This is a genomic window from Streptococcus sp. 2020WUSS084 (genome assembly GCF_044427445.1).
Classification (GTDB): domain Bacteria; phylum Bacillota; class Bacilli; order Lactobacillales; family Streptococcaceae; genus Streptococcus; species Streptococcus suis.
The window spans coordinates 15,528-36,401 of record NZ_JAOTGC010000018.1 but is presented as its reverse complement, the minus strand read 5'-3'; the positions used below and the strand labels follow the sequence as shown (position 1 = coordinate 36,401).

The window sequence follows — 20,874 nt, the reverse complement described above, 5'->3', positions numbered from 1 at the left end:
TAGCCTTGGCCACCTAGCCTAACAGCTTCAAGCCTGTTATCAAATGAAATCATCAACTTACTCAAACATAGTGAAACATCTAATTCTTGACTAAGGTAAGGTGGCTAACTTCATTATAGAACTTTCATTTTCAATGATTTTCTGATTCTTTCCTAAAAGTATGGCGGAATAGCTTGACAAACGAACAGAATTTATATAAAATAGTTTGGTATGTTTAGTAACTGATCAAAACTAGCCGGCTAAACGAATACAAGAATCTAAGAGGAGGTATTCATCGTGAAACGTACTTTTCAACCAAGTAAAATCCGTCGCGCGCGTAAACACGGTTTCCGTAGCCGTATGGCAACTAAAAACGGCCGTCGCGTGTTAGCTGCTCGTCGCCGTAAGGGACGTAAAGTTCTTACAGTAGCATAAGAAGATGAAAAGAGAAGCCAGCAGAAACTCGAGTCTGCTGGTTTTTTTCTTCTCATAAGAATCTTCTGAAATATGTTACAATAGTAGGAAAGAAAGTGATGGAACGATGATACAAATTTTTGACACCCACACCCACCTCAACGTAGAGCAGTTTGACGGTCGGGTCCAAGAAGAATTAGACTTTGCCAAGGAAATGGGGGTCACCCTCCACAATGTAGTCGGTTTTGACCGAGCAACCATTGACAAGGCTATGGAGCTTGCTGACCAGCACCCTGAAATTTATCTGACCTTGGGCTGGCATCCGACAGAGGCTGGCACCTATGACGAAGAAGTAGAGAGCTACTTGCTTGAGGTACTCAAACATCCCAAGGTCATTGCCCTGGGGGAGATTGGGCTGGACTACTACTGGATGACGGCTGATAAGGAAACCCAGGCTCGTGTTTTCAAGCGACAGATGGAGTTGGCCAAGCAGTTGGATTTGCCCTTTGTGGTTCATACTCGCGATGCTTTGGAAGATACTTACCAGATCATCAAGGAAGTCGGCGTCGGTCCACGCGGAGGCATCATGCATTCCTTCTCTGGCATGCTGGAGGAGGCTCAGGCCTTCATGGACCTAGGCATGCACATTTCCTTCTCGGGAGTGGTGACTTTCAAAAAAGCTGTCGAACTTCAGGAAGCGGCGCAAGCATTGCCCCTAGAAAAAATCCTAGTCGAGACGGATGCGCCCTACCTGGCCCCAGTTCCTAAGCGTGGTCGGGAAAATCGCACCGGCTACACCAGATATGTGGTGGATATGCTGGCCCAGCTTCGCAACCAGTCGGTCGAAGAAGTGGCGAAAGCGACCTACGAGAATGCAAGGAGCTTGTTCAGAATTGACACAGAAAATTAAGATACAAGAAGTCCTCGTTGTTGAAGGCAAGGACGATACCGCAAACCTAAGACGATTTTACGAGGTGGATACCTACGAAACCAGAGGCTCTGCCATATCAGACGATGACTTGGAACGCATCGAGAAACTCCATAACCTGCGTGGCGTCATTGTCTTTACTGACCCAGACTACAATGGGGAGCGGATTCGGAAGATGATTATGCAGGCCATTCCCACGGTCAAACACGCCTTTTTACAGCGGGACGAGGCCAGGCCCCAGTCCAAAACAAAAGGGCGGTCCTTGGGCATTGAGCACGCCAGCTTTGAGGACTTGGAAAAAGCCCTCGCAGGCGTGCGTGGTTACTATGATGATGAACATAACTTTGACATCACCAAGTCAGACCTAATGCGCCTAGGCTTGCTTATGGGCGGAGACAGTCGCAAGCGGAGGGAGTATCTGGGAGAAAAGCTCCGCATCGGCTATTGCAACGGCAAGCAACTGCTTAAACGCTTGGAGCTGTTTGGGATTGGTCTGGCGGAAGTTGAGGAGGCTATGGAGAGCTATCATGGATAGGGTCTACGCTGTTAAGTGCTTGGTTAAAAACGAGTTTGAACCTTCTTATGAAAATTATTCATCTTATGAAGAAGTGACCTACTTGCTGCCGGCTAATGTCCTTGTTTGGGAGGATGAGCAGGTTGATAAGAACAAACTAGCAGACTATTTGCGTGGTCTAGTTGAAGATGGCTATGTCAATGCGGATGGTATTTGGAAGCAGAGCCGTTTGTTTCATATTGTCGGTGTGCAAGAAATGGACGACATGGTAGAGTTTGATGGCCCAGCCGTGGAAGTCTATCGCTGGTTTTACAATTTTGAACGTCTAGTTACTGAGGAAGAATTTTTGAATCTCTATTATTTTGATGATTTGGGGAGATAGGGCAATGTCTAGACGAGAGCAAGTCATCCTAACCAATATGTGTATGATTACAGACGGTCAGCAGGTATTGGTCCAGGATAGGAAGTCAAAGAAATGGCCTGGAATTACATTTCCTGGTGGCCATGTTGAACGTGGCGAGAGTATTGTTTCCTCTGTCATTCGTGAAATCAAGGAAGAAACGGGCTTGACGGTGTCCAATCTCGAACTCTGTGGTATTCAAAACTGGACGGACCCTACAGACCACTATCGTTATCTAGTATTTTGCTACAAAACTAGCCAGTTTTCAGGAGTTCTCCAATCTTCAGATGAGGGGAAGGTCTTCTGGATTGACTTTGAGGATTTGAAGAATGTTCCGTTGGCAGACGGTTTTGAATCTATGCTGGAAATCTTTGAACAGCCACAGCTGACAGAGAACTTTTACTGGTTTGAAGGTGGCGAGTGGAAGATTGATAACAAGTAGGATGTAGAAGCAAACTGCCGATAGACTTGACAATTTTACTTAAAAATCCTAGAATATAGATAGAAAGGTCCTCAAGTTTTCGCCTGATGACCCGTAGGACCGTTTTAAAGACGGGACGGATTTGTAGATAACAGAAAAACCGCTACTTATAGACCTGTCAAAGTTGGAAGTGCGGTTTTACTGTTTATTTTTTTCGTTGAAATGTTAAAATAGCCAGTAAAAGAATGCCGAAGTTTATCATTAGCTCAATTGCTTCGTAAACTGACATCGACGGTCACCTTTCTAAGGAGTTGTGCCATGGCCTCACCTCCTGAATCAGATTTCCGTCCCGCCTTCGGAACTTCCCTACACTAGATTAATTCGGAAAACAACAAGCATTTTGTTCCGCTTTTTTAAAATAAAAGGCAAAAAACGAGAAACACACATAAGAATCGCTAAAGAGTTGTACAATAAGTTTGACAGCTCTTTTTTTCTATGCTATAGTGAGGCTAGAATTGATAAGAGGTGTAGCTTATGGAAGCCATTATGTATTCCCATTTTCGAAATCATTTAAAGGACTATATGAAAAAGGTCAATGATGAGTTTGAGCCTTTGGTCGTGGTTAATAAAAATCCAGAGGAAGATATTGTTGTACTCTCAAAGAGCGAGTGGGATAGTTTACAAGAAACCCTCACTGTTGCTCGGAACGCCTACCTATCTCAGAAAGTCTTGCGTGGTATGGCTCAAGTCAAAGCAGGGAAAACCCAAGAACGAAACCTGATAGAGGCCGACTAGCATGGGAATCCATTTTACAGAGGATGCTTGGGAAGACTATCTTTATTGGCAAGGTCAGGATAAGAAAACACTGAAGAGAATCAATAAAATTATCAAGGATATGCAACGACACCCGTTTGAAGGCATTGCCAAACCAGAACCTTTGAAGTATGATTATCAAGGTGCCTGGTCAAGAAGGATTGATGCGGAGAATCGGTTGATTTATATGGTGGAGGCTGATTGGTTGTGCATCCTGTCGCTAAAGGACCACTATGGGTGAGGGGGATTAACAAATGAAAAAAGTTGCTCTTTTGCGTGGTGTTACCCCTGTTGGCAAGAATAAAATTCCCAAGATGTCCTATCTGGCGGAAATTTTGACGGAAGCTGGTTTAACTTCTGTTCAAACCTATATTCAAAGTGGAAATGTTGTTTGTGAACCAGATTTGTCAGATGAAAAACTCAGCCAGCTTATCCATCAAACCATTAAAGAAAACATTGGTGCAGATTTGGTTGTTATCATTAAAAATCAGTCAGACTTAACACAAGCAGTTGCTGAAAATCCTTTTGGTGAGGGTTATGATCCTTCTCGTGTCCATTTGGTCTTTACCAATGATGAGATAACTGGTGAAAAATTAAACAAATTATTGCACCAAGACTTTGGTGATGAGGAGTTACGTTTGGGAAGTCAATGTCTATACATGTATCTTCCGAGAGATGCTCGAAAGAAGAAGCTAAATACCAATTATTTAGAAAAACAATTGGGGCTCACAGCCACTATGAGAAAACTAAGTGTTATTTCACGATTAAGTGAGATGGCGAAATAAAAAACAAGAAAGAACACACATGAGAATCGCAGACAAAAACGTTACTCGTGCCGTCCTTGAACGCCACGGGTTTACCTTTAAGAAATCCTTTGGTCAGAACTTTTTGACCGATACCAATATTTTACAGAAGATTGTGGACACGGCAGAGATTGACCAGAATGTCAATGTCATCGAGATTGGACCTGGCATCGGGGCCTTGACCGAGTTTTTAGCGGAGAATGCTGCTGAGGTCATGGCCTTTGAGATTGACGACCGCCTGATTCCGATTTTGACGGACACCTTGGGCCGCTTTGACAATGTGACTGTGGTCAACCAAGACATCTTGAAGAGCGACCTGCAGACCCAGATTCAGAATTTCAAGAATCCTGACCTGCCCATCAAGGTCGTGGCCAACCTGCCTTACTACATCACAACTCCTATCCTCATGCACCTGATTGAGAGCAAGATTCCCTTCAGCGAGTTCGTGGTCATGATGCAGCGAGAGGTGGCCGACCGCATTTCTGCCGAGCCAAACACCAAAGCTTACGGTAGCCTGTCCATTGCGGTCCAGTACTACATGACTGCCAAAGTGGCCTTCATCGTGCCTCGGACCGTCTTTGTGCCTGCACCAAATGTGGACTCCGCCATTCTCAAAATGGTTCGCCGCGAGCAACCCCTGGTAAGCGTCAAGGACGAAGATTTCTTCTTCCGGGTGTCCAAGGCCAGCTTTGTGCACCGCCGCAAGACCCTGTGGAACAATCTGACCAACCATTTCGGCAAGTCCGAAGAGGTCAAGGACAAGCTGACACAGGCACTTGGCATGGCAGAGCTGGAAGCCAGTGTACGTGGGGAAGCCCTTTCTATGGCTGACTTCGCGCGTTTGTCTGACAGCCTCCAGGAAGTTGGTTTATAAGCAACTATTGATTGTAGAGGAATCTGCAATCAATCTTTATTTTACCTAAAACCATTTTCAATCTATCTTGTTCGTTGACAGTGGGGGGAAAGCTTGTTATACTGGGAGTTGATAAATTTTAAGGAATTATTGTCTGCAAATGAGCAGAATAGTAAGAACCCGTATTCACAGTTTGGCACTTCTACTTAAGGATAGTTTTTAAGCTACTCATCGTTAGTTTTTCAAAGTACAGTCAGTATTCTCTCAATAAAACTGCCTTGATTAGCGAAAAACTATCTCTTATTTATAATCACTTCACTTCTGAGTACAGGTTCTTACAAAAACAAGAGAGGGGTTCCCTCTTTTTTTATGAAGGTATCTTATGTTAAAAAAATTACTGAAAAAGCATCCAGATATTGTTGCAGTAACTGTATTTTTTCTTTTTTCGCTCGCCCTTCTATTGCCACAGATTTTGACAAAAGCAGTGGTGACAGGAGACGATATTGTTTTTCATTATAATCGTTTTTATGATACAGCTATGCAAATTAAGTCAGGAGATTTTTCTTATATAATGAGCTTGCATGGCTATCAGCAATCTGGAAGGATTGTCAATGCTCTATATGGTCCATATCTAGCCTATTTGCAAGGAGCCTTGCTGTTGTTGGCCGGAACTTGGTATCGATATCAACTACTGTCTAATCTTCTTTTAGGAGTTTTGAGTGCCACTTCGCTTTATTTTCTAATGCGAGAAGTGAAAGTACGCTATTCTCTATCTGTTGGGTTATCCATGTTTTTCGTGACTACCTACTCTGTTCAATACTGGTGGGTAGCTCAAGGATTTTCAAGTTGGGGAGTGGCCTTATTTCCGCTTTGCTTGATTCCAGCAGTTCGATTCCTAAAAACTGGTAAAGTTCCTATTTTTCTGATGGCAGGAGCTGTAGGGTTAATGTTGCAGATACACATGCTGTCGGCTCTGTTTCTCATCTTAGCCTATGCAATTCTTTTTTCAATTGGTTGGTTAAAATCGCAAGACAAATGGAACGTAATGAAAGATATACTGTTTTCGGTTGGAGTTTTTCTGATTTTAACTGTAAATATCTGGTTACCCTTATTATATGTAAATGCAACAAATGAATTAGCAGCACCATTTATAAACAAAAAGTTTATTCAGTCAACAGTTACCTGGTCTAAGGCTTATTTCTTATACTTTCCATACTCTCTACCAATCATTTTTGCAACCTCTCTTTATTTTATGCTGAAAAAATGGAAGAAGCAATCGGTGATATTGAGGGGTCTGACATTAACTTTTCTGGTATTTTTTATTTTTTCAACAAATCTTTTTCCGTGGCAACTATTTGCTGGTAAAGGTATTGGATTAGTGGATTTAATCCAATTTCCCTTTAGATTCTTTTTGTATGCTAATGCTTTACTTCTGACGATTGTTGGTCTTCAATTAACAGATTACGAAGTACGTAAAAAGTTGTTTTTGGGGTTGACAATCTTATCTACTATAATTGGTGTTGGTTTTACTTGGGATCAATATAATCAAGCAGTCAATGACCAGTACAACAAAGCAGAATTCTTACAAGATATGCTTCATACTACTCTATACGGAACAACGGAAGAATTACGTGCATCCTTGCATTCAAAAAATTTAGGTGAGTTTGTTCAACTGGCTCAGAAATCAACTCCCGACTATGTGCCGGTGTTATCTGAAAAAGAAGAGAATGTTCGTGCGGTAAATGAGGCTAAATCTCGTTATGATCGTTACCATGACCAGATTATTTTACCTAACCAGCAATTTAATAAGCAAGTTTTTGGGGATAGCTTAAAAATAAGTTGGTCAGCAAATCAATCAGAGGAAATCCAAATACCGATTGTTATTTACCGAGATGGTGAATTGACATTGAATGGAAAGAGGTTAGGGAAGATGGATTATTATCTTTCCACTATTGGTGTGCCAACGGTTACCAGCCAAAAAGGGAAGAACACCCTTATCCTCTCCTATAAGCAACAATGGTGGTTATTGCCAGTTATCTTTATCAGTTTGACTGGCTGGATACTTTGGTCAATTTATTATACCTTTATCTACCGAAAATCAAATATTTCCTAAGAGAGAAATGCTATGAAACAAATCAAACTCAAGGCAACCAAGCAATTTATCCTGGTCATGGTAATGACCGTCTTGCTGGCTATGGGGCGAGCCCTTTTACTGAGTGATGTATCTTTTCCACTCTGGTTTATTCCCCTGCCCTTGATTGCCTATCTTATTTTTACATTTTATGTATTGGTCTTGCTTGATAAATATGAGAAATTTATAAAGACCAAAACCTTTGCCAAGTATGTCAGCTATTTTCTAGGTTTTCTATATCTTGTCAACCTGGTTTATCGGCTCAATGCCAAGAAGTATCAACCCTGGAATATTTTCCGTAATAATCTCTTTCAGTTTGAACTGCTTTTGATGTTGCTTCTTCCAATCCTGTTGGCATTTTTATGGCGAAAGAAGACGGGAATTCGAGAAAAATTAAGCCAGTGGTCAGCCAATCACTTGGTACCAGATGGCTATTTGCTCTTGACCAGTTTACTTTCTCTCAGTCCACTAGCCATATCTTACTGGAAAGATAGCCATTATGAGAGTTTGGTTGAGAAAGGTTCTTACATAGAGTTTTTCAGCCAGACACCCTTGTTTGCACCTATTCATTTTATAGGGACCTACATTTTTCTTCGCTATCTTCATAAGGCATTTGTAGAGTTTAAGGCAAATCGGACCAATGTCCACAGCATGCTCTTTATCAGTTTGGCACTGGCTATCTTGTCGCATATTGGTTATCAGGCTTCTATGGCTGGGGGAACGGGTTCTTATTTCACACGCCACCTCTTTCCAGGGGCTATTGTCTTCCAGATTGCCTGCCTCTTTTTCCTCAATGTCATCATTAGCCTAGTTATCAACCGTCAAATCTTATCTGTTGCCGTGATTGCTAGTCTAAACGTCATTTTGGTTACGGCCAATTTTCTCAAATTCCGCTACCGTTCGGAGCCAATGACGCCCAATGACTTCAAATGGATTGGCAATATGGGGATGATTCTCAGCTTCATCAGTCTACGTGTTATTTTGGTATCGCTCGTCTTTATAGTCCTCCTTGTGTTTATCTACCGACGTATTCACAAGAAGTATTTTCGAGGGCAGATTGTCGCTACTGTCTGGAAACGACTGGCAGGAATTTCAGTCATCGTATCCCTAATTTTGGGAATGAGCTGGGCGATTCGCAATGAAAAAGATCATAAGATTGTTGGTTGGATTCCTATTCTTTCTCAGGTTAATAACTGGCGTAACGTGGACTGGAAGGGATATGCTTTTGTGGCTCGCTATCGCACTCTTTCATTCCTCTGGTTGCAGCAACTCAGCAAGACTAGTATGGAAATGCCTGAAAATTACTCTGAGAAGACCATGAAGGCCATTGTGAAGAAATACACCGCCTTGGCTGAGGAAATCAATGCAGAACGGACAGGTCAATTGACTGACCAGACGGTAATCTACATTCTTAGTGAGAGTTTGGCTGACCCGCGTCGGATTCCAGGCGTGACCCTTAGTCAAAATGTCCTTCCAAATATTGAGTACATCATGAGCCAGACTACCAGTGGCTTGATGAAGAGTGACCACTATGGTGGTGGTACGGCTAATATCGAGTTTCAGGTCTACAGTGGTCTGCCCTTCTACAATTACAGCTCATCCATTTCTTCAGTCTATTTGGATGTGGCGCCAAATATGAAGAAGTTGCCAAGTATCAGTGACCTCTATCCAGCAGATAATCGTATCGCCATCCATCCTTACTACGATACCAGTTACAACCGAAATTCTATCTATAAGCAGCTGGGAATTGAGCAATTTTACACTCTCAATAGTGCCAGGTATCCTCTTGCTGTGACGGCTGAGGACTATCAGGGGAATTTTGTCAGTGACAAGAAGACCTATGAGTTGATTTTGGAGCAGGTACGTTCTGCCGATACCAGCTTTGTGTCGGCTATTACCATGCAGAACCATGTTCAGTGGAATTCTCTAGAGCCTGCAGGTATAACAGCTTCGGGTGAGGGCTTCACGGCTGAGGAAAATGAAAACTTGACCAGCTATGTTCGCCTCCTATCCTTTACGGATCAGGCAACAAGGGATTTTCTAGACCAGCTTAAGACCTTGGATAAGAAAGTGACAGTTGTTTTTTACGGTGACCACCTACCAGGTTTGTATCCAGAGTCTGCTTTCGTGACGGACCCAAGCGCGCAGTACAAGACAGATTATTTCGTGTGGAGTAATTTTGAAACGGAAGACTACCATTATGATTTGGTCAATTCTAGCGACATGAATGCACTGATGCTGGAGACGACCAATAACAAGGTCAGTCCTTACTATGCTCTCCTGACAGAAGTGCTTCATAAGGACCGTGTAGGGCAGGCTGAGCGGGATGCGAAAGTTGCAGAAGAACTCAAACTGGTCCAATATGACCTATCCACAGGAAAAGGCTACCTTTTGAAATACAAAGATTTTTTCAAAGTAGCGACTGAAACGACAGAATAAAAATAGACCAAGTCAGATAGCTGGCTTGGTTTTTCTTTATGTGAAAAAGGACACAAATATGGGAAGGAGTAGTATAATAATTATGTTTACAAATGATTTTTTAATCGTGAGTGTAGAGGTGAAGTATGAATCGTTTTGGTAGGACATTAAAATTGATACGAGAGGGAAAGGGGAAGAGTCTGGCGGAGGTCGCCAAGGGACATATTTCTACTTCTCAACTTTCTCGGTTTGAAAATGGAGAATCCGACATCACTGTCAGTAAATTATTTGGTGTGCTGGCAGAAATGAATGTGGATGTGGACGAGTTCGTGTATGCTAGTCAGGATTTCAAAAAAGATGAGCTGACTAGAATTTTGGAACAACTAAAACAATCCATCTATATCAGAGATGTTGTAACCATAAAGAAAATCTTGTCTGAACAATTAGCAAAAGCGGAAAGAGATTCTCGTAGGGAGTTTCATCGGTTGAATGCTATTTTAATCGCGTATAAACTGAGCGACTTAGATAAGACAGTAGTTGTTTCGAAAGAAGATACAGCCTTTTTAACGGATTACTTATTTCGAGTGGACAACTGGAGTTATTATGAGCTCTTGCTATTTGCCAATACCATGGATGAATTAGAACACCAGACCATGATGCTTTTTTGCAGGGAACTAATTGGCCGTACACAGTTTTATCGTGAAATGAAACAACATCGATTGGCAGTTTCTCAAATTTTACTGAGTGCCTATCTCGTCAGCGTTCAACATGAGGAACTTACCGATGCAGTCTTTCTTGAAAAAACTATTGAAGGTTTGTTTTTCGATGAGACAGAAATTTTTGAACGGATTTTGTTTAAATTTGGTAAGGCTTTTTATGATTATCAAAAAACAGGAAGTGCTAATGCTATCTTAGAGATGAGAAAGTGTATCGAACTTTTACGAGCTGTTGATAGTCAAAATATAGCAGATTGGTATGAAACGATACTTGAAAAAATAGTGAACGAGAAATAGTTGCATATAGGGGACGTATGGAAACAGCTCCAATTCGTATTCTATAATGTAGATGAAAGTGACAAAATGTTTACTTAGAAATCTATCCAACGGTGGAGGAGAAATGAAAAAGAGGGATTTTTGGCTAACCTTATCTTGTATTTTTGCAGTAGCCCTGCTCAATGTTGGCTTTCTGTACCAATATCGCTATATTATTGATGCTATTGCGGCTGGAGATAGACAGGCTTTTGTGTCTTATTTTGTGCTGATGGGGTTAACTGTCCTTGTCATGCTGGTCTTTGAATACATTCGTCAGATTGCCAATGTCAGCTATCTCAATCAAGTAGGTTTCCAATTACAAGCGACTTTTGTTGGGAAAATTTTTGATTTGCCTTTTAGAGAGTTTGTTGAACAGGGGGCAGGGGCCTATATTTCTCAGCTCAATAATGATTTGGAGACGGTGAAAGAAGACTATTACGACGCTTTCTTTACGATTTTTCAAGGTGCTTGTACCTTTGGCATTGCCAGTTTAGCCCTTCTTAGCTTGGATGGTCTGACCGCTATTTTCTTGATTCTGATTTCATTCTTGCCAGTTGTGATTCCCTATTTGTTTAAAAAGCGGAGAAGGCTCAATCAGGAGGCGATTTCGGACAGTCAGCAGGTCTATAATACAAGGGTTTCAGATGTCTTTCTAGGTTATTTGCAAGTGAAAAATAGCCGCCAAAGACAGCAGGTTTTAGATGAGCTGAATGATCGCTATCAAGCAGTCAATGACAAGGTCAATCAGGCCAATCGAACGACAGTAACCATGCGGCTCTTAGTCGGTTTCGTCTTTTATCTGACCACTCTTTCGATTATCTTTATCGGTGGTTTTCAAGTCTTCTCTGGCGCCTTGACCATCGGTGGCTTGACAGCTATTCTGACCATTTCAGAGCAGTTGGTGGATCCCATTAACAGCATTGCGGCAGCTTTTTTGGACAGGCATGCCGTTAAGGAATTGAAGCGAGAGTTTGAGCTATCTACTTTGGGGCAAGAAACGAAGGGACAGGAACTAGCTTCAGCTTTCCAGAGCATGCAACTGGTTAAGGCTAGTTATGCTATCGGTGAGAAGCAGGTCTTTGAAGACCTGACCGTAGCGTTTGAGCGTGGCAAGAAGTACCTGATTCTTGGGGAAAGTGGTTCTGGCAAATCTTCCTTGGCTCTTATTTTGACCAAGAATAGCCAACTGCAAGCAGGGGATATTTACGTTGATAAAACCTCTCTTGCAGACTTGTCTTACCAAGCCATTCAAGACAAGATTGCCTATCTGCCACAAGAGGGAGCCCTTTTCCATGATACTGTACTTTACAACTTGACTATGGGACAGATTGTTTCAGAAGATAGGCTGATGTTTCTCGTTAAGACCATGAACCTTGACAGTCGTTTCCCAAGTTATGCTTCTTTGAGCGAGGAAATTAGTGATGATAGCGGACTGTCTGGCGGGCAAAAGCAACGCCTGCTCTTGATTCGTGCCTTGTTGCAAGATAAGGACATCTTGTTGCTGGATGAAAGTCTGTCTGCCTTGGATCAGGAAACTTATGCAGTGATTGAAGATTATCTCATCTCACTAGCTGATAAGACGCTTATTCATATTTCCCACCGCGTGTCCGATGATGTACTTAGCCGTTATGACGGGGTGGTACGGATTGGGGAGAGCAATTAATTTTTGTCAGATTGTTCCTATCTAGGAGGAGTTATGAAAAAAATCATCTATCAATTGAGGTTTGTTATTGCCATTCAGTTGGTTTTCCATATCTTATATAGTTTGACCAATGTCGTATTGCCCGAGTTAAATAAGTATCTTTTTGACCATATTTTTCAGATGGGCTGGACAGGGCTTGTCTGGCTCTTGTTGGCCTATGCCTTGACCATCATTGCTAATTCAGTCTTTCAGTACATTTCCCAGGTTTATGAGTGGAAGGTGTCTCAGGGCTTCTATGTCACGGCTAAAAAAGGCCTGGCAAACAGCTTGTTATCACAGCCTTTAGCTAAATTTTCAGAGAAGAATGTCTCTGCCTATCTGTCCATTTTTGACAACGATTTGGAAACCATTGAGGAGAGTTATCTGAGTCCTCTCATGGACATTATCCGCTCTAGTTTGAGCATGCTCATCTATGCGGTTTCCCTCTTTCTCTTTGTTCATCCCCTGGTTGCGGTTGGGATTATTCTATCGTCTGCCTTGGCGGTCTTCATTCCCAAGTGGATTTCTGGCCCTCTTTCTCAGCGTCAGCGGGCATTTTTACAGAGTTTGGAAAGTTATTTTCAGGTGGTGACTGACCTATTTTCTGCTAAGAACCGCGTTAATACTGAAACCTTTGGCTCCATCAGTCGTGTCCATCATCAGTCAGTAGAAGAAAGTGAGCAAGCCCGTTTTCGCTTTGGGCAATTCAAGACCCTGGCCAATGTTGTCAATGGATTTTCCATGTTTTTGGTGCAATTAACAGCTTTTGGCTTGATCGGCTACCTCTTGCTGCAAAAAGAGTTGACCATCGGTGCTGCCATTGCGACTTTTAGCTATGTTGAAAATTTCATCTATCCCATGAAATACATCCTCTTGGATGTCAATTATATCCATTCGACCAAGGAAACAGTTGCCAACCTAGAAGACTATCTTGCTGGTCAGGTTTTGTCTGAACAAGTGCCAAGCTATCCCAATATGACAGCCTTGGAAGTCAGGGATGTGGCCTATCATGTGGGAGAATTAGCGGTAGCAGATGTTTCCTATCGATTTGACAAGGGGAAAAAGTATGTTATCATTGGTCCGTCAGCCAGCGGAAAATCCACTTTTCTACGAGTGTTAGCAGGAGAACTAGCTCTGGACAAGGGAAGTGTTTCCTATCTGGAACATGATGTTTCACATGAAATGGAAGCAGCTACTGTCTTCTATACTTAGCCAGTTTGAGCATCTTTACCATACCGATTTTGAAAACAATGTGTCTGTTTTTGGAACCTATGAGAAGGGAAGAGATGTCATGCTTGGCTTGTTAAGGAGCTTGCCAGAGAGTTTGCAGGACACCTTGTGTACAACAACAGACCCCAGTCTCTTGAGTGGTGGCGAGAAAAATGTCCTATGTCTGCTCCGTTCCCTGATGAGTGGTAAGGACGTCTTGCTCTTGGATGAACCGACCGCCCATTTAGATCCTGCCCTGACCAAGCAGGTTTTGACCAAGCTCTTGCAGCTGGAGGACAAACTCATCATCACCATCTTGCATGAATCAGACCCAGCCATCCTAGACATGTTTGATGTGGTTTTGGAAATACGTGATGGGAAATTGAGTGAGAAGATATAAAAATCACCCCAAGCCAATAATTCTGACTTGGGGTTATCCTTTATAAATAATGCGGAGGAAGGGATTTGAACCCTCACACCCGATGGGCACATGCGCCTGAAGCATGCGTGTCTGCCGTTCCACCACCTCCGCTTGCTTTTTATTATACTATTTTTAAATTGAAATGACTAGAGTAAAGTGTAAAATCTCAGAGTCTGGGTAAAAGACCATCCCACTTCATAAGGTTAGTGTCAACATCTCAGCGCAGTGGTTGATTGTTGGAGGTTGGAGATAAGATTTGCAAAGCAAATCTCAGCAGTTCGTGTTTTACACTCTAAATCTAACCATTACGACTGTTGCGAACAAAGTTCGCCTTATCTCCAACCTCAAACTGTCTCCCAGACAGTTTGAGCTGTGCGGGGGTGGGACTGAAACAGTCTGGGAATAGACTGTTTCAGCTCAACAACTTGAAACGTGAAATGGGTGACGCGCTCTTTTATTAAGGTTCGAGTTCTTTTCTGCTCCTTTTTTCCTAGGAAATTTGGTATAATAGGAACAAGTACACACAAAGGAGTCTTCATTGCAAGGAAGAATTATCAAGGCCTTGGCTGGTTTTTACTATGTCGAGGCAGATGGACAGATTTATCAAACCAGAGCCAGAGGAAATTTTCGTAAGAAAGGCCAAACGCCCTACGTGGGTGATTTTGTGGACTTTTCTGCGGAGGAAAACTCAGAAGGCTATATTTTAAAGATTCATGAGCGAAAAAATAGCTTGGTTCGACCTCCTATCGTCAATATCAATCAGGCGGTGGTTATCATGTCGGCTAAGGAACCTGATTTTAATGCCAATCTACTAGATCGTTTCCTAGTGCTTTTGGAACAGAAGGACATGGATCCTATTATCTATATCTCTAAGATGGACTTGGTAGAAGATTGGACGGAGATGGATGCCTTCAAGGCTATCTATGAGAAAATTGGCTATCCGTTTGTCTATAGTTTGGAGGAATTGACGCCATTATTGCAGGATAAGGTGACGGTCTTTATGGGGCAGACAGGGGTTGGTAAATCAACCCTGCTCAATCGCATTGCACCAGAATTAGCCTTGGAAACAGGGGCGATTTCAGATAGTCTGGGACGTGGTCGCCATACCACTCGTGCGGTCAGCTTCTACAATGTTTTCGGTGGGAAAATTGCGGATACGCCAGGTTTTTCATCCCTAGACTATGAAGTCAAGGAGGCGGAGGCTCTGACAGATTGTTTCCCAGAGATTGCGGAAAGCAGCCAGGATTGCAAATTTAGGACCTGTACCCACACACATGAGCCGGATTGTGCGGTCAAGGAAGCTGTTGCCAGCTCTGCTATTTCCCAAAGTCGCTTTGATAATTACCTCCAATTCCTCAGCGAAATCCAAAATCAGCGTGAAACCTATACTAAGGTAAGTAAGAAATTCAAATAGAAAGTTGGTACTCTATGTCACATTATAAGATTGCACCGTCTATTTTGGCGGCAGATTATGCAAATTTTGAAAAAGAGCTCAAACGTCTAGAAAAGACAGGTGTGGAGTATGTGCACATTGATGTCATGGACGGTCATTTCGTGCCAAATATTAGCTTTGGGGCGGATGTGGTAGCGGCCATGCGTCCTCATAGCAAGCTGGTTTTCGATTGCCATCTCATGGTGTCCAATCCTGAAAATCATATCGAGACCTTTGCCCGTGCGGGTGCGGATATCCTGACTATTCACGCAGAGGCAACGGTTCACTTGCATGGAACCTTGCAAAAAATCCGTGCTGCTGGTATGAAGGTGGGGGTGGTTATCAATCCAGGTACGCCGCTTGTAACCATTGAGCCTGTGCTCAACTTGGTGGATCAGGTTCTGCTCATGACGGTCAACCCAGGTTTTGGTGGACAAGCCTACATTCCAGAAGTGGCTGAGAAGATTGAGGCCTTGGTCAAACTCCGTGAAGCCAAGGGCTTGACCTTTGACATCGAAGTGGACGGCGGGATTGACGACAAGACCATCCATTCAGCCAAAAATGCGGGTGCCAATGTCTTTGTGGCTGGTTCCTATCTCTTCAAAGGAGACTTGGATGCCAACGTTGCCAAATTGAGAGCGGCCCTCCATGATTAAGATTGCTGTCATTGCAGGCGGTTACTTTGACTGCCTTCCTGAGCCTGCCGACCTCTATGTGGGGGTAGATGCAGGCTCTCTTCGTCTTCTGGACCATTCCCTGCCTCTTGACTGGGCCATCGGTGATTTTGACTCGGTGACACCTGAAGAGTTGGGGCGGATAAAGGATCAAGCAGAGTGTTTTTTGCAAGCTCCTGCTGAAAAAGATGATACAGATTTGGAGCTGGCTTTAAAGGAAATCTTCAAGGTATATCCGCAGGCCCAGGTTCGCATATACGGTGCCTTGGGTGGCCGCATGGATCACATGATGACCAATCTCTTTCTGGCTGCAGAGCCGGACTTGGCAATTTATATGGAGCAGATTGAATTGGTGGACAGTCAGAACATCGTCCGTTTTCGACCTGCAGGTCAGCACCGTTTGTCACCGATTGCTGGTATGAAGTACATTTCCTTTATGCCGTCGGACCAGAGCCGCCTGACCATTCGTCATGCCAAGTACCCGCTGGATGCCAGCAATTATTTTTTCAAAAAATGCTATTCCTCTAACGAATTTATAGATAGAGACATAGACATTCAACTGGATAAGGGCTACGTGGTCCTTATCTACAGTAAGGATAAGGATTAGATGGATATTGTATTACTTATTTTGCTGATACTGGTCTTGCTTGCCTTGGTTTTTCTTTATGGAAAATGGCAGAGCTTGGCCCTGCTTTTGCAAGATCAGGCAGAAGACACAGCAGACAACTTGTCTGATCAGCTCAGCTATCAACTAGAAAATGCAACCCTCAAACAGCAGCAAGCCATTCATCAGGAAGTGGAAAGACTCCGCACGGAGCTTTACCAACAGCTAACCGACATCCGTCAAGAGCTAAATAGGAGCCACTTGGAAACGCGAGATGCCACCGACCGCCGTTTGCAGGCCATTCAAGAGTCCAATGAAAAACGCCTGGAAGAAATGCGGCAGACGGTCGAGGAAAAGCTGGAGAAAACCCTGCAAACCCGCCTACAAGCCTCTTTTGAAACGGTGTCCAAGCAGTTGGAATCGGTCAATCGTGGTTTGGGCGAAATGCAGACGGTGGCGCGTGATGTGGGTAGTCTTAGCAAGGTTTTGTCTGGGACCAAAACCCGTGGCATCATGGGTGAATTGCAGCTGGGACAGATTATCGAGGATATTTTGACACCTAGCCAATATGAGCGAGAGTTTGCCACGGTTTCAGGCTCTAGTGAGCGCGTGGAGTATGCGGTCAAGCTACCAGGACGGACGGAAGGCGACTATATCTACTTGCCAATCGATTCCAAGTTTCCGCTGGCTGATTATTACCGCTTGGAAGATGCCTACGAAAGTGGGGACAAGGACCAGATTGACCTCCACCGCAAAAATCTCTTGGCGGCTATTAAACGTTTTGCCAAGGATATTCAGAGCAAGTACCTCAATCCGCCTGAAACCACCAACTTTGGAGTATTGTTCTTGCCAACCGAAGGGCTGTATTCAGAAGTGGTTCGCAATCCGATTTTCTTTGATGAGCTTCGCCGTCAGGAAAATATTGTAGTAGCAGGACCGACCACCCTGTCTGCCCTGCTCAATTCTCTCTCTGTCGGCTTTAAGACCCTCAACATTCAACGGTCGGCCGATGATATTTCCAAGGTCTTGGGCAATGTCAAGCTGGAATTTGGCAAGTTTTCTGACCTCTTGGTCAAGGCCCAGAAACAGCTCAATCAAGCCAGCAGCAATATTGACAAACTCCTAACCACTCGCACCAACGCTATCGAGCGTAGTCTTCGTACCATTGACCTGTACGAAGATGACCAAACCAAGGGACTGCTTGGCCTGTCCCCATTAGATGAGGAAGATAATGAAAATTAACCAAATGAAAAAAGATGAATTCTTCGAAGGATTCTATCTCATCAAGACAGCTGAAGTCCGTCAAACACGAGCTGGCAAAGACTACCTAGCTCTGACCTTCCAAGATGATACGGGCGAGATTGAAGGCAAGGTCTGGGATGCCCAACCAGGGAAAATCAAGGACTTTACTGCTGGAACTGTTGTTCACATGCAGGGGCGCCGTGAGGTTTACAACAACACCCCCCAGGTCAATCAACTGGTTCTTCGTTTGCCAAAGGCAGGCGAGCCCAACGACCCTGCTGATTTCAAGGAAAAACCACCTGTGGATGTCCAGGACACCAAGGACTATTTGAGCCAGATGATTTTCCGCATCGAAAATGCCACATGGCAGCGGATTGTCCGTGCTCTCTACAGCAAGTACGACAAGGAATTTTATTCCTATCCAGCAGCCAAGACCAATCACCATGCCTTCTACTCAGGCTTGTCCTTCCATACAGCGACCATGGTACGCTTGGCAGATAAAATTGGTGATATTTATCCTCAGCTCAACAAGAGCCTGCTCTTTGCAGGAATCATGCTTCATGACCTAGCCAAGGTTATCGAACTGACTGGTCCAGACAATACTGGCTACACTGTCCGTGGCAATCTGATTGGGCACATTTCCTTGATTGATGAAGAGATTACCAAGGTATTGATGGAATTGGGCATCGATGACAGTCTGGAGGAAGTGACTGTTCTGCGCCACGTTATCCTCAGTCACCATGGCCTCTTGGAGTATGGAAGCCCAGTCCGTCCGCAGATTATGGAGGCGGAAATCCTCCACATGATTGACAATATCGATGCTGAAATGATGATGATGCTATCGGCCTTGGACAAGGTCGGCCCAGGCGAGATGACCAACCGCATCTTTGCCATGGATAATCGCGCCTTCTATAAGCCCAATATCGACTGATGGCAGTTAGGATAGTGTCTCGACAGCCCCTCACCAAAGGCTGGTCCACGGACCAAAAGTACAAGGTCCAGCTAGAAGATGGTCGCCTTGGTCTTTTGAGAATAGCAGAGCGGCCAGCCTATGAGGCTAAGCAATTAGAGTTTCAGTTAGTTGAAAACCTGTTTGGTCTAGGTTTGCCTGTGGCAGAGCCACTAAGTTTTTGGGCGGATGACTTGTCAGTCTACACCCTTTATGAATGGGTGGAAGGTCAGGGCATGAATGAAGTGGCTTCTAGCCTGTCTGATTCTGTCTTGTATGAATTGGGCTGTCAGTCAGGGAAGTTTTTGCGAACCTTGCATGCCCTACCGATTGATCAAAGTCTGCGCGACTGGAACAGTTTTTATCAGGCTAAGATTGACAATAAATTAGCTGCCTACCAAGCAGCTAGTCATTCCTATCCAAATGGTCAAGCCATGATAGCCTTTGTTCAGGCCAACCGTCACTTGCTTGAAGGGAGACCGATTGCCTACCATCATGGAGATTTTCACACAGGTAACTTTCTACGGGGCCAGGATGGAAGACTGAAAATTTTAGACTTTGATCGACATGATATAGGAGATCCCTGGGAAGAATTTAACCGTTTGATTTTCACGGCAGATTTGTCTCCAGCCTTTGCGCGTGGTCAGGTAGATGCCTATTTTGACGGCGCTATTCCAGAGGAATTTTGGAAACTCATGGCTCTTTATGTAACAGTAAATAGTCTAGGCGCTCTTTCTTGGGCAGAACAAGTAGATTCCGAACAAATTCCATTGATGAAGTTGCAAGCGCAGAAGATTTCTGAATGGTATGAATATTTTAATCATCATCTTCCAAGGTGGTATATGTAAGCGATAAACAAAATACGAAAAAGACGGACTTTTTAATCAAAAAAGTTCGCTTTTTGTAGTTTGTTGTGATATAATAGAAAAAAGTGAAAGAGGATGATTTTATGAAATTAAGAAGAAGTGAGCGTATGGTTGTCATTTCCAATTACCTCATCAACCACCCTTATGAATTAACTAGTTTGAATACCTTTGCGGAAAAGTATGAATCTGCCAAGTCATCTATCTCAGAGGATATTGCCATCATTAAAAAGGCTTTTGAGGAAAGCTCTATCGGGCATATTGAAACCATTACTGGTGCCAGTGGAGGAGTTGTTTTTACTCCATCGATCTCTAAGGCAGAGTCTGTCGAAATTGCACAGGCCCTTCGTGATCAGATGGCCGAAAGTAATCGTATCTTGCCAGGCGGTTATATCTATTCATCTGACTTGCTGTCTACACCGCATATTTTGAAAAATGTCGGTCGTATCATTGCAGATGCTTTCAAAGATGAAAAGATTGATGCGGTCATGACAGTTGCGACTAAGGGGGTCCCTTTGGCCAATGCTGTTGCCAATGTCCTTAATGTACCGTTTGTGATTGTGCGTCGTGATTTGAAAATCACAGAAGGTTCAACAGTTTCTGTCAACTATGTGTCAGGATCTAGCGACCGTATCGAAAAGATGTTCCTGTCTAAGCGTAGTTTGAAGGCAGGAAGCCGTGTCTTAATCGTCGATGACTTCTTGAAAAATGGTGGCACCATCAATGGTATGATTAGCCTCTTGTCTGAGTTTGACTCAACCTTGGTAGGCGTGGCTGTCTTTGCAGAAAACCAAAAAGGGGACCGTAGCGTAGCTAACTACAAGTCTTTGCTCGCTGTGACCGACATCAATGTCAAGAAAAACCGAGTCGATGTAGAGTTGGGAAATATTTTTGAATAACATTTACCAACCTACACTTAAAGAGACGTAAGGTGATCCCTATTTAGATTATTCGTGCATAAAGAAAAAGCTGAATTTTCAGCTCAGATTGGAGGAAGGTTTGTTTCGGACATCTTCCTTCAATCTTTTTTTGCTCTGTAGTCAAAATAGTATAAAATTTTTACAATTATGTTTTGAACCGGCTAAATGATTATT

Annotated in this window: 23 protein-coding genes and 1 tRNA gene; 22 read left to right on the top strand and 2 right to left on the bottom strand. The window is 43.4% G+C overall.

The features are described 5' to 3' along the window. Window positions 1–276: 276 nt before the first annotated feature. The 5 genes from rpmH to ODU50_RS09150 all read left to right on the top strand — a co-directional run bounded on the left by rpmH (window position 277) and on the right by ODU50_RS09150 (window position 2,677). Window positions 277–414 carry a 50S ribosomal protein L34 gene (gene rpmH, locus ODU50_RS09170; RefSeq protein ID WP_002939016.1) on the top strand — a complete coding sequence of 46 codons (138 nt, stop codon included), beginning with the start codon at window positions 277–279 and terminating at the stop codon, window positions 412–414. Between the two features lie 106 nt (window positions 415–520). Then, complete coding sequence (locus tag ODU50_RS09165) at window positions 521–1,303, top strand: TatD family hydrolase (RefSeq protein WP_105178756.1); 783 nt, start codon at window positions 521–523, stop codon at window positions 1,301–1,303. Continuing rightward, entirely contained in the window at window positions 1,287–1,856 is a 570-nt protein-coding gene (gene rnmV / locus ODU50_RS09160; RefSeq protein WP_203181311.1) for a ribonuclease M5, read from the top strand. The genes ODU50_RS09165 and rnmV overlap by 17 nt, the downstream gene beginning before the upstream one ends. After that, a complete protein-coding gene (locus ODU50_RS09155; RefSeq protein ID WP_105153072.1) occupies window positions 1,849–2,217 on the top strand; it encodes a hypothetical protein in 369 nt (122 codons plus the stop codon). The genes rnmV and ODU50_RS09155 overlap by 8 nt, the downstream gene beginning before the upstream one ends. A 4-nt stretch (window positions 2,218–2,221) precedes the next feature. Continuing rightward, on the top strand, window positions 2,222–2,677 hold the full coding sequence (locus ODU50_RS09150) for an 8-oxo-dGTP diphosphatase (protein ID WP_105153071.1): 456 nt from the start codon (window positions 2,222–2,224) through the stop codon (window positions 2,675–2,677). 184 nt (window positions 2,678–2,861) lie between these two features. On the opposite strand, the gene ODU50_RS09145 is transcribed toward ODU50_RS09150, so the two are convergent. Further along, the gene (locus ODU50_RS09145) at window positions 2,862–2,945 is read right to left on the bottom strand and encodes a putative holin-like toxin (protein WP_221739394.1); all 84 of its coding nucleotides are present in this window, start codon (window positions 2,943–2,945) and stop codon (window positions 2,862–2,864) included. A 245-nt stretch (window positions 2,946–3,190) separates the two neighbouring features. On the opposite strand from ODU50_RS09145, the gene ODU50_RS09140 reads away from it, so the two are divergent. From ODU50_RS09140 to ODU50_RS09095, 10 genes are all read left to right on the top strand, one after another. Beyond that, window positions 3,191–3,451: a type II toxin-antitoxin system Phd/YefM family antitoxin gene (locus tag ODU50_RS09140; RefSeq protein ID WP_105153070.1), complete on the top strand. Its 261-nt coding sequence runs from the start codon at window positions 3,191–3,193 to the stop codon at window positions 3,449–3,451. A gap of 1 nt (window position 3,452) precedes the next feature. Continuing rightward, entirely contained in the window at window positions 3,453–3,710 is a 258-nt protein-coding gene (locus ODU50_RS09135) for a Txe/YoeB family addiction module toxin (RefSeq protein WP_105153069.1), read from the top strand. Window positions 3,711–3,723: 13 nt separating this feature from the next. After that, window positions 3,724–4,254 carry a DUF1697 domain-containing protein gene (locus ODU50_RS09130; RefSeq protein ID WP_105153068.1) on the top strand — a complete coding sequence of 177 codons (531 nt, stop codon included), beginning with the start codon at window positions 3,724–3,726 and terminating at the stop codon, window positions 4,252–4,254. A 19-nt stretch (window positions 4,255–4,273) separates the two neighbouring features. Continuing rightward, window positions 4,274–5,146 carry a 16S rRNA (adenine(1518)-N(6)/adenine(1519)-N(6))-dimethyltransferase RsmA gene (gene rsmA / locus ODU50_RS09125; protein WP_238145665.1) on the top strand — a complete coding sequence of 291 codons (873 nt, stop codon included), beginning with the start codon at window positions 4,274–4,276 and terminating at the stop codon, window positions 5,144–5,146. A gap of 361 nt (window positions 5,147–5,507) precedes the next feature. Further along, window positions 5,508–7,238, top strand: coding sequence for a hypothetical protein (locus ODU50_RS09120; RefSeq protein ID WP_105153066.1), 1,731 nt, complete (start codon window positions 5,508–5,510; stop codon window positions 7,236–7,238). A 12-nt stretch (window positions 7,239–7,250) separates the two neighbouring features. Beyond that, a complete protein-coding gene (locus tag ODU50_RS09115; protein ID WP_398581400.1) occupies window positions 7,251–9,695 on the top strand; it encodes an LTA synthase family protein in 2,445 nt (814 codons plus the stop codon). Between the two features lie 125 nt (window positions 9,696–9,820). Next, the gene (locus tag ODU50_RS09110; RefSeq protein ID WP_136671328.1) at window positions 9,821–10,687 is read left to right on the top strand and encodes a helix-turn-helix domain-containing protein; all 867 of its coding nucleotides are present in this window, start codon (window positions 9,821–9,823) and stop codon (window positions 10,685–10,687) included. Window positions 10,688–10,790: 103 nt separating this feature from the next. Next, window positions 10,791–12,368 (top strand): ABC transporter ATP-binding protein, encoded by a 1,578-nt coding sequence (locus ODU50_RS09105; RefSeq protein WP_105153063.1) that lies wholly within the window; start codon window positions 10,791–10,793, stop codon window positions 12,366–12,368. A gap of 33 nt (window positions 12,369–12,401) precedes the next feature. After that, window positions 12,402–13,598 carry an ABC transporter ATP-binding protein gene (locus tag ODU50_RS09100; RefSeq protein ID WP_269088692.1) on the top strand — a complete coding sequence of 399 codons (1,197 nt, stop codon included), beginning with the start codon at window positions 12,402–12,404 and terminating at the stop codon, window positions 13,596–13,598. Next, window positions 13,564–13,995, top strand: a complete 432-nt coding sequence (locus tag ODU50_RS09095; protein WP_269088691.1) for an ATP-binding cassette domain-containing protein — start codon at window positions 13,564–13,566, stop codon at window positions 13,993–13,995. The genes ODU50_RS09100 and ODU50_RS09095 overlap by 35 nt, the downstream gene beginning before the upstream one ends. Window positions 13,996–14,045: 50 nt before the next feature. Here the strand turns inward: ODU50_RS09095 and ODU50_RS09090 are convergent. Then, window positions 14,046–14,127 (bottom strand) — tRNA-Leu (locus ODU50_RS09090). A 427-nt stretch (window positions 14,128–14,554) separates the two neighbouring features. Between ODU50_RS09090 and rsgA the strand changes: the two genes are divergently transcribed. From rsgA to purR, 7 genes are all read left to right on the top strand, one after another. Beyond that, a complete protein-coding gene (rsgA, locus tag ODU50_RS09085) occupies window positions 14,555–15,430 on the top strand; it encodes a ribosome small subunit-dependent GTPase A (RefSeq protein WP_203181314.1) in 876 nt (291 codons plus the stop codon). Between the two features lie 14 nt (window positions 15,431–15,444). Continuing rightward, window positions 15,445–16,104 (top strand): ribulose-phosphate 3-epimerase, encoded by a 660-nt coding sequence (rpe, locus tag ODU50_RS09080; RefSeq protein ID WP_105108244.1) that lies wholly within the window; start codon window positions 15,445–15,447, stop codon window positions 16,102–16,104. After that, window positions 16,097–16,729 (top strand): thiamine diphosphokinase, encoded by a 633-nt coding sequence (locus ODU50_RS09075; RefSeq protein WP_105153061.1) that lies wholly within the window; start codon window positions 16,097–16,099, stop codon window positions 16,727–16,729. Before rpe ends, ODU50_RS09075 begins: the two co-directional genes overlap by 8 nt. Further along, window positions 16,730–17,968: a DNA recombination protein RmuC gene (locus ODU50_RS09070; RefSeq protein ID WP_105153060.1), complete on the top strand. Its 1,239-nt coding sequence runs from the start codon at window positions 16,730–16,732 to the stop codon at window positions 17,966–17,968. Then, window positions 17,958–18,899, top strand: a complete 942-nt coding sequence (locus ODU50_RS09065) for a 3'-5' exoribonuclease YhaM family protein (RefSeq protein ID WP_105153059.1) — start codon at window positions 17,958–17,960, stop codon at window positions 18,897–18,899. The genes ODU50_RS09070 and ODU50_RS09065 overlap by 11 nt, the downstream gene beginning before the upstream one ends. Further along, entirely contained in the window at window positions 18,899–19,765 is an 867-nt protein-coding gene (locus ODU50_RS09060; RefSeq protein ID WP_105153058.1) for an aminoglycoside phosphotransferase family protein, read from the top strand. The genes ODU50_RS09065 and ODU50_RS09060 overlap by 1 nt, the downstream gene beginning before the upstream one ends. 101 nt (window positions 19,766–19,866) lie before the next feature. After that, on the top strand, window positions 19,867–20,679 hold the full coding sequence (gene purR / locus ODU50_RS09055) for a pur operon repressor (RefSeq protein ID WP_105153057.1): 813 nt from the start codon (window positions 19,867–19,869) through the stop codon (window positions 20,677–20,679). The last annotated feature ends 195 nt before the right edge of the window (window positions 20,680–20,874 follow it).